12 protein-coding genes and 1 pseudogene are annotated in these 13,642 nt (G+C 72.9%); 5 read left to right on the forward strand and 8 right to left on the reverse strand.

Annotated features, from left to right (window positions below; translation table 11 throughout):
- The first annotated feature begins 106 nt into the window (after nucleotides 1-106).
- Nucleotides 107-2,029 (forward strand): DEAD/DEAH box helicase, encoded by a 1,923-nt coding sequence (locus JL106_RS06940; protein ID WP_205259948.1) that lies wholly within the window; start codon nucleotides 107-109, stop codon nucleotides 2,027-2,029.
- A gap of 73 nt (nucleotides 2,030-2,102) precedes the next feature.
- On the opposite strand, the gene JL106_RS06945 is transcribed toward JL106_RS06940, so the two are convergent.
- Nucleotides 2,103-3,179, reverse strand: a complete 1,077-nt coding sequence (locus JL106_RS06945; RefSeq protein ID WP_205259949.1) for an Rv2578c family radical SAM protein — start codon at nucleotides 3,177-3,179, stop codon at nucleotides 2,103-2,105.
- A 133-nt stretch (nucleotides 3,180-3,312) separates the two neighbouring features.
- Between JL106_RS06945 and JL106_RS06950 the strand changes: the two genes are divergently transcribed.
- Nucleotides 3,313-4,056, forward strand: a complete 744-nt coding sequence (locus tag JL106_RS06950; RefSeq protein WP_236006918.1) for an MIP/aquaporin family protein — start codon at nucleotides 3,313-3,315, stop codon at nucleotides 4,054-4,056.
- Here JL106_RS06950 and hisS read toward each other — a convergent pair.
- Complete coding sequence (hisS, locus tag JL106_RS06955; protein ID WP_205259950.1) at nucleotides 4,053-5,324, reverse strand: histidine--tRNA ligase; 1,272 nt, start codon at nucleotides 5,322-5,324, stop codon at nucleotides 4,053-4,055. The genes JL106_RS06950 and hisS overlap by 4 nt on opposite strands.
- Nucleotides 5,321-6,061 carry an MBL fold metallo-hydrolase gene (locus JL106_RS06960; RefSeq protein WP_205259951.1) on the reverse strand — a complete coding sequence of 247 codons (741 nt, stop codon included), beginning with the start codon at nucleotides 6,059-6,061 and terminating at the stop codon, nucleotides 5,321-5,323. Before JL106_RS06960 ends, hisS begins: the two co-directional genes overlap by 4 nt.
- A 217-nt stretch (nucleotides 6,062-6,278) precedes the next feature.
- On the opposite strand from JL106_RS06960, the gene JL106_RS06965 reads away from it, so the two are divergent.
- Nucleotides 6,279-7,247 (forward strand): peptidylprolyl isomerase, encoded by a 969-nt coding sequence (locus JL106_RS06965; RefSeq protein WP_328841621.1) that lies wholly within the window; start codon nucleotides 6,279-6,281, stop codon nucleotides 7,245-7,247.
- 12 nt (nucleotides 7,248-7,259) lie between these two features.
- Here the strand turns inward: JL106_RS06965 and JL106_RS06970 are convergent, their stop codons facing one another.
- Nucleotides 7,260-7,427 (reverse strand): hypothetical protein, encoded by a 168-nt coding sequence (locus tag JL106_RS06970; protein WP_205259952.1) that lies wholly within the window; start codon nucleotides 7,425-7,427, stop codon nucleotides 7,260-7,262.
- 18 nt (nucleotides 7,428-7,445) lie between these two features.
- On the opposite strand from JL106_RS06970, the pseudogene JL106_RS22450 reads away from it, so the two are divergent.
- Nucleotides 7,446-7,637: pseudogene (locus JL106_RS22450) on the forward strand (MerR family transcriptional regulator); the annotation flags it as partial.
- A 341-nt stretch (nucleotides 7,638-7,978) separates the two neighbouring features.
- A complete protein-coding gene (locus tag JL106_RS20795) occupies nucleotides 7,979-8,140 on the forward strand; it encodes a hypothetical protein (protein ID WP_236006919.1) in 162 nt (53 codons plus the stop codon).
- On the opposite strand, the gene JL106_RS06980 is transcribed toward JL106_RS20795, so the two are convergent.
- The 4 genes from JL106_RS06980 to secF form a co-directional block, all read right to left on the reverse strand.
- Nucleotides 8,119-10,563 (reverse strand): RelA/SpoT family protein, encoded by a 2,445-nt coding sequence (locus JL106_RS06980; protein WP_328841624.1) that lies wholly within the window; start codon nucleotides 10,561-10,563, stop codon nucleotides 8,119-8,121. The genes JL106_RS20795 and JL106_RS06980 overlap by 22 nt on opposite strands.
- 142 nt (nucleotides 10,564-10,705) lie before the next feature.
- Nucleotides 10,706-11,581, reverse strand: coding sequence for a tyrosine-protein phosphatase (locus tag JL106_RS06985; protein WP_205259954.1), 876 nt, complete (start codon nucleotides 11,579-11,581; stop codon nucleotides 10,706-10,708).
- A gap of 71 nt (nucleotides 11,582-11,652) precedes the next feature.
- On the reverse strand, nucleotides 11,653-12,222 hold the full coding sequence (locus tag JL106_RS06990) for an adenine phosphoribosyltransferase (RefSeq protein ID WP_205259955.1): 570 nt from the start codon (nucleotides 12,220-12,222) through the stop codon (nucleotides 11,653-11,655).
- A gap of 7 nt (nucleotides 12,223-12,229) precedes the next feature.
- On the reverse strand, nucleotides 12,230-13,642 hold the full coding sequence (secF, locus tag JL106_RS06995; RefSeq protein ID WP_236006920.1) for a protein translocase subunit SecF: 1,413 nt from the start codon (nucleotides 13,640-13,642) through the stop codon (nucleotides 12,230-12,232).

The following is a 13,642-nucleotide window of genomic DNA, read 5'->3' on the forward strand; positions in this document are numbered from 1 at the left end:
GAATCGTTCTTGAAGTGCGTCGCAGGCGCCCATGTGGAAGTTCACTCATCCGGGCTGCGACCGACGTCCGTCATCCCGACCGCCGTCCGCCACTTCAGCCTCGTCGATGGGTGTTCATTCGTTGTCTGCTGTTCCCGTCCTGCCCGAACTCTCTGATGTCATCACCGAGACCGACCTGCTGACCGCCGAGGTCACCGGCACCGCGGTCACCGCGAGCCCCGAGCTCGAAGCCGACGATCTCGACGTGTCCGGCTCCGACTCGCACGAGTCCGATCCGGAGCCCGGTTTCTCCACGCTGGGCCTGCCCGCCGTCCTGCTGCGCGCCGTCACCGACCTCGGCTACACCACGCCGAGTGCCATCCAGGCCGCCGCCATCCCGGCCCTGCTCGAGGGCCGGGACATCACCGGTATCGCACAGACCGGCACCGGCAAGACCGCCGCGTTCGGTCTGCCCCTGCTGGCCACCGTCGACCCGACGGTGCGCGCCGTCCAGGCGCTGGTGCTGGCGCCGACCCGCGAGCTGGCCGTCCAGGTCGCCGAGGCCATCGGCGCCATGGCCGCGCACCTGCCGTCGCTGACCGTGGTGCCGATCTACGGCGGCTCCAGCTTCCTGCCGCAGCGCGCCGCGCTCCGCGACGGGGCGCAGATCGTCGTCGGCACCCCCGGCCGGGTCATCGACCACCTCGAGCGCGGCACCCTGCAGCTGGGCCAGCTGCGGTACCTGGTGCTCGACGAGGCCGACGAGATGCTGCGCATGGGCTTCGCCGAGGACGTCGACCGGATCCTCTCCGGCTCGCCGGCCAGCCGGCAGACCGCGCTGTTCTCCGCGACCATGCCGCCGGCCATCCGCGCCGTCGCCGCCAAGCACCTGAACAACCCGGTCGACGTGACCGTGGCCCGGCAGTCCTCCACCGTGTCCTCGGTCCGCCAGACCTACGCGGTGGTGCCGTTCCGCGACAAGGTCGACGTGCTGTGCCGGTACCTGACCGCCTCGACCGCCGACGCCACCATCGTGTTCGTCCGGACCAAGGGCGCGTGCGACGAGGTCGGCGCGGAGCTGATCGCCCGCGGCGTCTCGGCCGCCGCCATCAACGGTGACGTGCCGCAGAAGGAGCGCGAGCGCATCATCGAGCGGCTCAAGGACGGCCGGCTCGACGTGCTGGTGGCCACCGACGTCGCCGCCCGCGGGCTCGACGTCGACCGCATCGATCTGGTCGTCAACTTCGACGCCCCGGGTGAGCCCGAGGCGTACGTGCACCGCATCGGCCGCACCGGCCGGGCCGGTCGCACCGGCGAGGCACTGACCTTCTTCACCCCGCGTGAGGTCGGCCGGCTCCGCGCCATCGAGCGCGCCACCCGGCAGAAGCTCGAGCAGGTCGTCCCGCCGACGGCCGACCAGGTCGCCGGGGTGGTGGCCGGTCGCACCATCGAGCAGGCGCTGACCCGGCTGGCCGGGCCCGGCCTGGCCACCTACCGCCGGGTGCTGGCCGAGCAGCTCGCCGCCACCGGGACCGACGCCCAGGAACTGGCGGTGGCGCTGCTGGCCCTGGCCGCCGGCGACGACGGCACCCGCACGGCCGAGACGCCCAAGCCGGCGTCGTTCGTCGGCGGCGACCGTCCCGAGCGCAGCGGCGACCGCGGTCCGGCCCGTCGCGAGCGGCGCGGCGAGGCCGGTCCCCGCTACCGGCTGTCCGTCGGGCACGCCCACGGCGTGCGCCCGGCCGGCATCGTCGGCGCCATCACCGGCGAGGGCGGGCTGAACGGCAAGGACGTCGGCCGCATCGACATCTTCGACACGTTCAGCACGGTCGAGATCCTGGGCGGGCTGTCCGCGGACGCCGCCGAGCGGATCAGCCGGGCCACGGTCAGCGGCCAGCGGCTGCGCGTCACCAAGGACGACGGGGCGCACGGACACAGCCCGAGCGGATCCCGCGGTCCGCGTCGGTCCGGTCCGGGGCGCGGCAGCGACCGGTTCGACCGCGGCGACCGGCACGAGCGGGGCGCCCGCTCGTACGGTGCGCGCCACTGAGCTGCGGCACTGAGCAGCTGGTTCCGGCCGGTGACCCGATGGGTCACCGGCCGGAGCCGGCTCCGGGGCCGGGTCAGAACAACGACAGGGCCGGGGCATCGGTGGCGACGGCCGGCAGGCTGCCGTCCGGGAACGAGGACTCCTCGTCGCCGGGCAGGCCGCCCGGCCGATCGGGCAGTCGCAGTCCCCCACCGCCGATGCCGTGCGCGGCTGCGATCGTCCGGACCCGTTCGGTGAGCTGCGCCCGGTAGGCCCGCGGCAGGTTCGCCCCACCCGCGTAGAGCCGGGTGTACCGCTGGACCAGCTGCGGGTGCTCCCGCTGCAGCCAGGCGAAGAACCACTCGCGGGCCCCGGGCCGCAGGTGCAGCGCCACTGCGCTCACCCCGGTGACACCGGCCGCGGCCAGCTCGCCGATCAGCGCGTCCAGCTGTTCGGAGGTGTCGGTCAGGTGGGGCAGCACCGGCGCCACCAGCACACCGCACGGCAGGCCGGCGTCGCGGATCCGTCGGATCAGCTCCAGCCGCGCCTTGGGCGCCGGGGTCCCGGGTTCCAGCCGGTGTTGCAGGGCCGGATCGAGCAGCGCCAGCGAGACGCCCATGCCGACCGGCACGTCCCGCGCGGCCCGGCCCAGCAGCGGCAGGTCCCGGGCCAGGGTGGTGCCCTTGGTCAGGATGGAGAACGGCGTGCCGCTGTCGGCCAGCGCCTCGATCACCGGCGGCATCAGCCGGTAGCGGCCCTCGGCCCGCTGGTACGGATCGGTGTTGGTGCCCATCGCGACCTGTTCGTGCTGCCATCGCGGCGTGAACACCTCGCGGCGCACCACTGCCCCGATGTTGGTCTTCACCACGATCTGCGCGTCGAAGTCGGCGCCGGGGTCCAGCTCCAGGTACGAGTGGGTCCGGCGGGCGAAGCAGTACACGCAGGCGTGGGTGCAGCCGCGGTACGGGTTGACGGTCCAGCGGAACGGCATGGGTGACGAGCCGGGCACCTTGTTCAGCCCGGACCGGCAGTGCACCTCGTGGAAGGTGACGCCGGCGAACTCCGGCGTCCGGACGCTGCGCAGCCAGCCGGGCATCACCGACTCCAGGCGCCGCATCCCGGGCAGCGCCCCGACATCGTCCTCCCGCACCGCCTGCCGTTCCCATCGCATGCCGTCATTCGTACATGCGTTCGAATGGAGCGTCAAGCCGACGCCATGTCGGTGACGCTGTGCGACCGGCCGAGTCGCGGCGCCGGGGATCCGCCCGAATACTGATCACAACCGTCAGACCGGGGGATCGAGGATGACTTCGTTGGTGCGTCAGGTGATCGCCGAGTTCGTGGGCACCGCGATCCTGGTGTTCTTCGCCGTGGGATCGGCGGTGTTCGGCCTGGACCGGATCGGCGCCTGGGGGGTGGCCCTGGCCTTCGGGTTCGTGCTGCTCGCCCTGGCCTACAGCATCGGTCCGGTGTCCGGCTGCCACGTCAATCCGGCCGTCACCCTCGGCGTACTGCTCCGCAAGGGCGTCAGCGCGGCCGAGGCCGGCGCCTACGTGGTCGCCCAGCTGCTCGGCGCGATCCTGGGCGCCGCGCTGATCAAGTTGGTCCTGGGCGTCGGCGACGTCACCGACCAGACCGGCGCGCTGGGCACCAACGGCTGGGGCGCCGACGCCGGCATCAAGAACGCCGGTGGCACCTTCCTGCTCGAGATCATCATGACCTTCCTGTTGGTCCTGGTCGTGCTCCAGGTGACGCACCGGGCCGCGGCGCCCGGATTCGCCGGCCTGGCCATCGGACTGGCGCTCACCGTGATCCACCTGGTCGGCATCCCGCTGGACGGCACCTCGGTGAACCCGGCGCGTTCGCTCGGACCCGCCCTGTTCGAGGGCGGCACCGCGCTGAGCCAGCTGTGGGTCTTCCTGCTGGCGCCGTTGGTGGGTGGGCTGCTCGCGGCGCTGGTGCACCCGCTGCTCGTCGTCCCGGACCGGCCGGAGCGCGAGCTGTCCGACCCGACCGGCGCGGACGTGTCCGACAAGCGGCGCCGCTAGTCCACCAGCAGCGCGGTGACCGCGGCAACCACCTCGTCGGCCGGCACGGTCCACTGCTCTCCACTGCCGAGATCTCGCACCACGACGTTGTTCTCGGCCAGCTCGCGGTCGCCGACGACCAGCGCCACGACGGCGCCGGAGGCATCCGCCTGCTTCATCGCCGACTTCAGCGACCGGCCGCCGTAGGCCAGATCGGTCCGGATCCCGGCCTCCCGCAGCCGGCCGGCCAGCACCGCCACCACCGGCGTGCTGCCCGCTCCGATCGGCACCCCGAACACCTGGGCCCGGCTCGGGTCGCCGACCGTCACACCCTCGGCCTGGGCGGCCAGCAGGGTGCGGTCGACGCCGATGCCGAACCCGATGCCGGACAGCGCGGCGCCGCCCAGCTCGGCCATCAGCCCGTCGTAGCGGCCACCGCCGCCCAGCCCGGACTGCGCGCCCAGCTGCGGATGCACGAACTCGAACGTGGTGCGGGTGTAGTAGTCCAGCCCGCGGACCATCCGCGGGTTCAGCACGTACTGCACGCCGAGGCGGTCCAGGATGGCCCGCACCTCGCGGAAGTGATCGTCGCTCTCCGGGGAGAGGTGGTCGAGCAGCAGCGGCGCGTCGGCCAGCAGTTCCTGCACGTGCGGGCGCTTGTCGTCCAGCACCCGCAGCGGGTTGATCCGGGCCCGCTCCCGCGTCGGCTCGTCCAGCGGCAGGTCGGCCAGGAAGGCCTGCAGCCGCTCGCGGTAGGCGGGGCGGGACGCCGCATCACCGAGCGAGGTGAGCTCGAGCCGGTACCCCGACAGCCCGACCGCGCGGAACGCCTCGTCGGCCACCGCGATGACCTCGGCGTCCAACGCCGGGTCGTCCGAGCCGATGGCCTCGATGCCGACCTGCTGCAGTTGCCGGTACCGACCGGCCTGCGGTCGCTCGTACCGGAAGAACGGGCCGGCGTAGACCACCTTGATCGGCAGCGGGCCGCGGTCCAGCCGGTGTTCGATCACCGCCCGCATCACGCCGGCGGTGCCCTCCGGGCGCAGCGTGACCGACCGGCCGCCGCGGTCGGCGAAGGTGTACATCTCCTTGGACACGACGTCGGTGGACTCCCCCACCCCGCGCGCGAACAGGCCGGTGTCCTCGAACACCGGCAGCTCGATGGGCGCGTACCCGGCCCGGTCGGCCGCCGCGACCAGCGTGCCGCGCACGGCGGCGAACTGCCGCGAGACCGGCGGGACGTAGTCGGGAACGCCCTTGGGCGCCCCGAACGGCACCTGCTGATTCATCGGTCCACCGTCAGCTGGGTCAGGAACGGGTTGTCGATCCGCTCGTCGCCGATGGTGCTGGTCGGACCGTGCCCGGGCAGCACCACCGCATCGTCCGGGCGGGTCAGCAGCTTGGTGGTCAGCGACCGGGCCAGGGCCACCGTGTCACCACCGGGCAGGTCGGTGCGGCCGACGCCGCGGTTGAACAGCGTGTCCCCGGTGAACAGCACCTCGGGCCGGTCCGGTGCCGCGGGCACCCGGTACACCACCGAGCCGCCGGTGTGACCCGGAGTGTGGTCGACGACGACGGTCAACCCGGCCAGGTCCAGTTGGTCGCCGTCGGCGATCGAGCGGGTGTCCGGCGGGCGCAGTCCGTCCATCGACACCCCGGCCAGCCACACCTTGCCCTGCGGGCCGAGCGAGGACAGCGGGTCGTCGAGCATGGACCCATCGGCCGGGTGCAGGAACGCGGGGATGCCGTGCGACCGGCACACCTCGGCCGCCGAGTGCACGTGGTCGATGTGTCCGTGGGTGAGCAGCACCGCGACGGGCCGGATGCGGTGCTCGGCCAGCAGCGCCTCCAGGCGTTCGACCGCCTCCTGGCCGGGGTCGATCACCACCCCGTCCCGCCACTCCTGGTCAGGATCAGCACCGTCACCGGCATCCTCGGCGACACCCTCGTCCGGATCGTCGAGCGAGCGCGCCACCACCCAGCAGTTGGCCTGCAACGCTCCGGCCGGGAACCCCGCGATGAACACCCGGCCACCCTAACGGCCCGGATCAGCGCACCTGACGTCATCGGGCCGGCGCTGCTCACAGCCTGTCCTCATGCTCGTCCGCACCGGTCGGCGCAGGTCGGTCACCTAGACTTCGCGGCCGGACGCCCGGCTGCGAGATGTGCGGACACATCGCCGGACCGGGACGGCCGTGCCGCGAGCGCGGTCCGGTCAGACGAGCAGTGGTGGAGGTCCTTCCGTGCCCAACAACGTGCAGCGTCGCGAGGCCGCGAAGCGCAAACTGCAACGGCAGCTGGCGCGACGGCAGCAGCAGGCGCGGGCCCGGCGACAGCGGCTGATCATCGTGGGCGTGGTGGCCGGGGTGCTGGTCGTGGCCGGCGGCGTCTGGCTGCTGACCCGGCCGTCGACCACCGACACCACCGCCAGCGGCGCGGACGGCACCTCGCTGACCTCCACCAGCACCGAGCCGACCACCCCGTGCTCGTACCCCGCGTCCGGGACGGCGGCCAAGGAGGTCGCGGCACCCGGCAACCTCTCGCCGCTGAACTCCGGCACGGTCGACGTCACGCTGGAGCTGAACGACGGCGCCGTACCGATCACGCTGGACCGCACCGCCGCCCCGTGCTCGGTGAACTCGTTCCTGTCGCTGGCCTCGCAGGGCTTCTTCGACGACACCACCTGCCATCGGGTCACCGACTCGGGCCAGCTCAACATCCTGCAGTGCGGTGACCCGACCGGGACCGGCACCGGCGGACCCGGCTACACCTTCGCCGACGAGCCGGGCAGCACCGAGGAGCTGAAGATGGACTCCGAGGGGCAGGTCACCATCCCGGCCGGCTCGGTCGTGGTGGCCAATGCCGGTCCCTACTCGTCGACCAGCGGCTCCCAGTTCTTCATCACCGGCACCGACGCCCGGCTGGGCACCGGCTACACCAAGTTCGGCACCGTCTCCGGCGACGGCCTGGCGGTGATCAGCTCGATCGTCGACCGCGGCACCGCGGACGGCAGCCAGGACGGTGCGCCGGCCGAGACCGTGACGATCACCTCGGTGCAGGTGCCCGAGGGGTCGCTGGACGGCACCGGGGACTACCCGGAGCCCACCAGCCCGGCCCCCACCGACGCCGTGCCCACCGACGCCGTGCCGAGCGAGAACGCGCCCAGTGAGAGCGCCCCGGCGGAGAGCACCGAGCCGGCCCCGACCAGCTGATCCCGTCCCGGGTCAGCGGGCGGCGGTCGCCAGCCGCTGCGCGGCGGTGTTCCGGTGGCCCGCCACCGGGAGCACCCCGTACGCCGCAGACACCGGTGGGCGGTTGATCCCCATGCCCACCAGGAACAGCACCAGCGGGCCGTCGTGGCGGTGGGTGCGGCGGCCGGGACGGCTGTCCAATGCCAGTGGGGTGTCCTGGTGTGGATCTCGGAGTTGTCACGGGTGTCCGGGACGCCGGTCCCGACGATCGAGTACGACCTGCGGGAGGGGCTGCTGCCCGCGGGCGAGGCTCGATCGGCGACCCGGGCCGCACACGACGAGGGACACGTGGCGCGGCTCCGGCTCATCCGGGCCCTGGTCGACGTGGGCGGGCTGCCGTTGCAGCGTGTCCGGGACGTACTCGGCGTGCTGGACCAGCCGCCGGAGACGCTGCACCACCTGCTGGGTGTGGCCCACACGGCGCTGGCCCAGCCGGTCGCGACGTCGGACACCGGCCCCGGCGGTCCCGCCCGACCACGGGCGGCCGACGTGCTGTCCGCCGCCAGGTGGACCCGGGTGCACCCGGAGTCACCGACCGTGGCGCTCCTCGATCGGGCCCTGGACGGCCTGACCGCCGCCGACCTGCCCGTCGGCGACGACGTGCTTCGCGGCTGCTGGGAAGCCGCGGAAGACGTGGCCCGACAGGAGGTCTCGGGATCCCGACCGATCCGGCCGCGGCGGTCGAGTACGTCGTGCTGGGCACCGTGCTGTACGAACCGCTGTTGCTGGCGCTGCGCCGGCTGGCCCAGGAACACTTGTCCGCGCAATGGTTCTCACCCGGTTCCGACCGGGCCGGCCGCGACCGGGCCGGGCCGGCTCAGGCCGGCTCCGCTCAGGCTGAGGTCAGCCGGTAGACGTCGTAGACGCCCTCGACCCCGCGCACCGCCCGCAGCAGGTGTCCCAGGTGCTTGGGATCGGCCATCTCGAAACTGAAGCGGGACACCGCCATCCGGTCCTTGGTGAGCGACAGGTTGGCGGCCAGGATGTTGACCTTCTCGTCGGCCAGCGTCTTGGTGATGTCCGACAGCAGCCGGGCCCGGTCCAGCGCCTCGACCTGGATCGAGACCAGGAAGACCGAGGCGGAGTGCGGATCCCAGCTGACCTCGACCAGTCGGGCCTGCTCGGCCTGGAGCGAGGCGGCGTTGGTGCAGTCGATGCGGTGCACCGAGACGGCGCCGCCCTTGGTGATGAAGCCGAGGATCTCGTCGCCCGGAACCGGGGTGCAACAGCGGGCCAGCTTGACCTGGATGTCGGACAGACCCTTGACCAGCACCCCGACGTCGCCGGACGTCGGCCGCGGCCGCCGGGTGATGGTGGCGGCCGACCGCTCGGCGATCGCCTCGCCGGCCTCCTCCTCGCCGCCCATGGCCGAGACGACCTTGGTCACCAGGGTCTGCGCGGAGATGTGGTTCTCGCCCACCGCCGCGTACAGCGCGGCGATGTCCTTGTAGCCCAGCTCGTGTCCGGCCGCGCTCAGCGCATCGTGCGAGATGAGCCGCTGCACCGGCAGTCCCGCCCGCCGGGCGGCCTTGGCGATGGCGTCCTTGCCGAGTTCCACCGCTTCCTCGCGGCGCTCCTTGGCGAAGTAGGCGCGGATCTTGTTCTTCGCCCGGGACGACTTGACGAAGTTCAGCCAGTCCCGGCTCGGCCCCGCGGTGGCCGCCTTGGACGTGAAGATCTCGACGATCTGCCCGTTGGACAGGGTGCGTTCCAACGCGACCAGCCGGCCGTCGACCTTGGCCCCGACGCAGCGGTTGCCCACCTCGGTGTGCACCGAGTACGCGAAGTCGACCGGCGTGGAACCGACCGGCAGCGTGTGGATGTCGCCCTTGGGGGTGAAGACGAAGATCTCCTTCGCCGTCATCTCGAACCGCAGGTTGTCCAGGAACTCGCCGGCGTCCCCGGTCTCCCGCTGCCAGTCGAGCAGCTGGCGCATCCACGCCACCTCGTCGACCGCGGTGACGGCACCGCTGTGCGTGCCCTTGGTCTCCTTGTACCGCCAGTGTGCGGCGATGCCGTACTCGGCGGTGTGGTGCATCTCGTGGGTGCGGATCTGCACCTCGAGCGGCTTGCCGCCCGGCCCGATCACGGTGGTGTGCAACGACTGGTACACGCCGTACCGGGGTTGCGCGATGTAGTCCTTGAACCGGCCGGGCATCGGGGCCCACAACGCGTGCACCACGCCCATCGCGGCGTAGCACTCGCGCACCGTGCCGACCAGGATCCGGACCGCGACCAGGTCGTGGATCTCGTCGAACTCGCGCCCGCGGACCTGCATCTTCTGGTAGATCGAGTAGTAGTGCTTGCCCCGGCCGACCACGTCGGCCGGGATCCGGGCGGCACCGAGCTCGGCGTTCAGCTGCTCGGTGACCTGGGCCAGGTACGTGTCCCGGGACGGCGCGCGGTCAGCCACCAGGCGGACGATCTCGTCGTAGCGCTTGGAGTGCAGGATGGCGAAGGCCAGGTCTTCCAGCTCCCACTTGACGGTGGCCATGCCCAGCCGGTGGGCCAGCGGGGCCAGCACCTCGAGCGTCTCGCGGGCCTTGCGCGCCTGCTTGTCCGGCGGCAGGAACCGCATGGTGCGCATGTTGTGCAGCCGGTCCGCCAGCTTGATGACCAGCACCCGCGGATCCTGGGCCATGGCGATGATCATCTTCCGGATGGTCTCGGCCTCGGTGGCGGAGCCGTACTTGACCTTGTCGAGCTTGGTCACGCCGTTGACCAGGTGCTGCACCTCGTCGCCGAAGTCGCGGGACAGCTCGGCCAGCGAGTAGTCGGTGTCCTCCACCGTGTCGTGCAACAGGGCCGCCACCAGCGTGGTGGTGTCCATGCCCAGGTCGGCCAGGATGGTGGCCACGGCCAGCGGGTGGGTGATGTACGGGTCGCCGGACCGGCGGAACTGGCCGGCGTGCGCCTTCTCGGCCACGTCGTACGCCTGCTGCAGCACCCGGACGTCAGCCTTGGGGTGCAGACCGCGGTGCACCGCGATGAGCGGCTCGAGCACCGACCGGTTGGTCGCGGCCGGCCGCTGACCGCTCATCCGGCGGGTCAGCCGAGAGCGGATCCGCCGGGTGGCCGACGGGGAGCGGGAGCCGGACGGATCCGCGGCCGAGGGTACGGCCGGTGCGTCGGGCCGGGTCGCCGCCGGCGCACCGGCGGGCGGGTCGACCACGGCACCAGTGCGGTGCTCGGTGCCCGACCCGCCGTTCCGGGCGGCGACCGGGTCAGCCGCCGTCGTCGTGACGGGTCCCGTCCCGGCGGCGTCCTGCAGGCTCATCCGCACCTCCCGGTCCAGCTCACGGCACGCACGCGCCCCGGACCCGTCCTGGGACGGATGGCCCGGCGTCCGGTCGAGTCTAGCCGGGTCCGCCCTGCTCCCCCGGCCCGTCGCGGACTCCCGGCGTCGTGATCGACAGGGATCAACCGCGGTCGGCGGCCGGTTGTTCCAGCAGCGCGGCGCGCAGCCGGTCCAGATCGGTCTCGGTGATCCCGATGGCCTGCAGGTATCCGTCGAAGGACCCGAACGCGTCGAGCATGCCGTCCCGGGCGGCCTCCAGGTAGGAGGCCTGCACGCCCAGCAGCTCGCGCTCCGGCCGGCGCCCCGGGTAGGCCCGGTCCATGTACGCGCCCAGGTCGTCGGCGGCGTCGTCGGACAGCAGGAAGTCGGCCAGCACGTCGTCCCAGGACACCCCGACCGCGGTGAGCACGGTGGCGACGGCCCAGCCGGTGCGGTCCTTGCCGGCGGCGCAGTGCACCAGCACCGCCCCGTCGGTGCTGCCCAGCTCCCGCAGCAGGTTGGCCACGGACTGCTGGGCCGGCTCGGCCGTGGACACCTGGCGGTTCCAGGCCCGCATCCAGTCACCGGCGGTGCGGCGCTCCACGGCGTCCACCTCCGCCGGGGTGGGGCCGGCGTCGTCGACGTCCTGACCGGGATCCCGGGAGGCGTCCTCGGCGGCCCGCTCGACCAGCTCCTCGGCGACCTCCTCGACGGCCTCCTCGCCCTCGTGGACGGGGGTCTCGTCCTCCTCCGGGTTGAACGGCTCGATCCGCACGGTGACCCCGTCGGGCACCACGTCGGCCTTGGTCCGGGCGATCTCCTTGACCCCGCGGAGGTCGAAGACGGTGCGCACCCCGAGATCGAGCAGCGTCTGCTGGCCGTCGGGGTCCAACGCCTCGAGGGTGGCCGACCGCAGCAGCCGGCCGGACCGGACGACGGAACCGTCCGCGGTCCGGGTGCCGCCGAGGTCGCGGAAGTTCCAGGTGCCGGACGGGGCTGCGGTCAGCGAGGTGGCCATGGGGTCCATCGTGCCCGGCCCGACACGGCGAGTGACCACTGGGTCGGCTGCGACGGACCGCCGGGCGGACGTCAGGCCCAGGAGCGCAGCGCCAGCACCGGGACGTCGCCCAGCGCGCGCCGCCCGGGGAACGCGGTGAGCTCCACGGCCACCGCCACGCCCGCGGGGATGCCGCCGGCCCGCCGCACCAGCCGGCAGGCGGCGCCGGCGGTGCCGCCGGTGGCCAGCACGTCGTCCACGACCAGCACCCGGGCCCTGTCCGGCACGTCGTGCGGATGGATCTCCAGCCGGGCGCTGCCGTACTCCAGCGCGTACTCCTCGGAGAGGATGTCGCCGGGCAACTTGCCCGGTTTGCGCACGGCCAGCACGCCGGTGTCCAGCACCATGGCCACGGCCGCGGCGAGCAGGAATCCCCGCGACTCCAGCCCGGCGACCAGGTCGATGTCCGGTTGGGCGCCGGCCAGTGCGTGCGCGAGCGCGGCCAGGGCGTCCCGGTCGGCCAGCACCGGGGTCAGGTCGCGGAACAGCACCCCGGGGATCGGGAAGTCCGCCTGCACCCGGGTCAGCCGGTCCAGCGCCGCCCCGGCCGCGGCCAGCGCGTCCGGGGTCGCCGCGCCGGGACCGGCCGGGTGGTTGCTCATCGGCCGGTCATCGAGGCCGGCGCGGCTGACCCGCCTTGCCGGTGGGCCGGCCGGTGCGTCCGGCCCCCTTGCCCTGCGGACGGGCCGGACGCACCCCTGGCTTGGGCGCCGCTCCGGCCTTGAGCCCGGCCGAGGCGGCGGCCGCCGCCGGGTTGCTCGCCGTGCCGGGGGCCCGTCTGGCCGGCACCGGAGTACCGGGACGCCCCGCGGCGGGCCCGGTGCGCGCGACGACGTCGCCGTCGGCGTCCACCGTGATGCCATCGGCCTTGCGCTTGGCCAGCACCTTGGCGGTGTGCGCCTTGATCTGCGGGTCCCGCAGCTTGAGGTCCACGGCCAGCGGCACGGCCACGAAGACCGACGAGTACGCACCGACCAGCATGCCGATCAGCTGCACCAGGGCCAGGTCCTTGAGCGTCCCGGAGCCGAGGATGGCCACACCCGCCACCAGCAGACCGGCCACCGGCAGCAGCGCGATGAGCGAGGTGTTGATCGACCGCATCAGCGTCTGGTTGATGGCCAGGTTGGCCGCCTCGGGATAGGTCCGCCGGGTCAGCGACGTGAGGCCCTTGGTGTTCTCCTGCACCTTGTCGTAGACCACGACGGTGTCGTAGAGCGAGAAGCCCAGGATGGTGAGCAGGCCGATGACCGTGGCCGGCGTCACCTCGAAGCCGACCAGCGAGTAGATGCCGGCGGTCACGACGAGGTCGTGCAGCACGGACACGACCGCCCCGGCCGCGACGCGTTTCTCGTAGCGGATCCAGAGGAACGCGGCGACCAGGACCAGGAACACCAGCACGGCGATGAGCGCCCGCTGCGAGATCTCCCCGCCCCAGGTCTCCGACACCGCGGAGTCCGAGACGCCTCCCTCGGGCGAGTAGGCCGCGGTCAGCGCGTCCTTGGCCGCGACGACCTGCTCGGCGGTCAGCGCCTCGCTGCTGATCTGGATGCGGGAGCCGACGGTCTGCACGGCGTCCGGCTCGACGCCGATGGCGTCGTTCACCACCCCGGCCACGTCGGTGGTCGACACGGTGGTGCCCTGATCGGGCTGGAACTCCAGCCGGGTGCCACCGGCGAAGTCGATGCCGAAGGTGAAGCCGCGGAAGATGATCAGCAGGATCGACGCGACGACGATGAAGCCGGAGAAGGCATAGTACCAGCGGCGGGGGCCGAGGATGTTGAACGCGCCGGTGCCGGTGGACAGCTTCGTGAAGAACCCGGCTCCGCGACCGAACTCCTTGCTCCCGGCCAGGCCGGCGTCGGTGCTGCCGGTGCCGGTGCTGGCGCCCTCGGTCAGGTCGGCGTCCAGCACCGCGTCGATCGCAGCCTGCGACGGGTCGGGGCCGGGCCGGCCGCGGGGCGGCAACGGATCCGGCAGCGGCATGCCCGGCGGCTCGGTGGGACCGGGTCGGAACTGCGCCAT

It is taken from the genome of Nakamurella leprariae, from assembly GCF_016918035.1.
Lineage (GTDB): Bacteria > Actinomycetota > Actinomycetes > Mycobacteriales > Nakamurellaceae > Nakamurella > Nakamurella leprariae.

Bases quoted from the DNA above. Each gene is read 5' to 3' on its own strand.
- JL106_RS06940 (WP_205259948.1), top strand. From the start codon at position 107: ATGGGTGTTCATTCGTTGTCTGCTGTTCCCGTCCTGCCCGAACTCTCT.
- JL106_RS06945 (WP_205259949.1), bottom strand. From the start codon at position 3,179: ATGCGATGGGAACGGCAGGCGGTGCGGGAGGACGATGTCGGGGCGCTG.
- JL106_RS06950 (WP_236006918.1), top strand. From the start codon at position 3,313: ATGACTTCGTTGGTGCGTCAGGTGATCGCCGAGTTCGTGGGCACCGCG.
- hisS (WP_205259950.1), bottom strand. From the start codon at position 5,324: ATGAATCAGCAGGTGCCGTTCGGGGCGCCCAAGGGCGTTCCCGACTAC.
- JL106_RS06980 (WP_328841624.1), bottom strand. From the start codon at position 10,563: ATGAGCCTGCAGGACGCCGCCGGGACGGGACCCGTCACGACGACGGCG.
- JL106_RS06985 (WP_205259954.1), bottom strand. From the start codon at position 11,581: ATGGCCACCTCGCTGACCGCAGCCCCGTCCGGCACCTGGAACTTCCGC.
- JL106_RS06990 (WP_205259955.1), bottom strand. From the start codon at position 12,222: ATGAGCAACCACCCGGCCGGTCCCGGCGCGGCGACCCCGGACGCGCTG.
- secF (WP_236006920.1), bottom strand. From the start codon at position 13,642: ATGGCGCAGTTCCGACCCGGTCCCACCGAGCCGCCGGGCATGCCGCTG.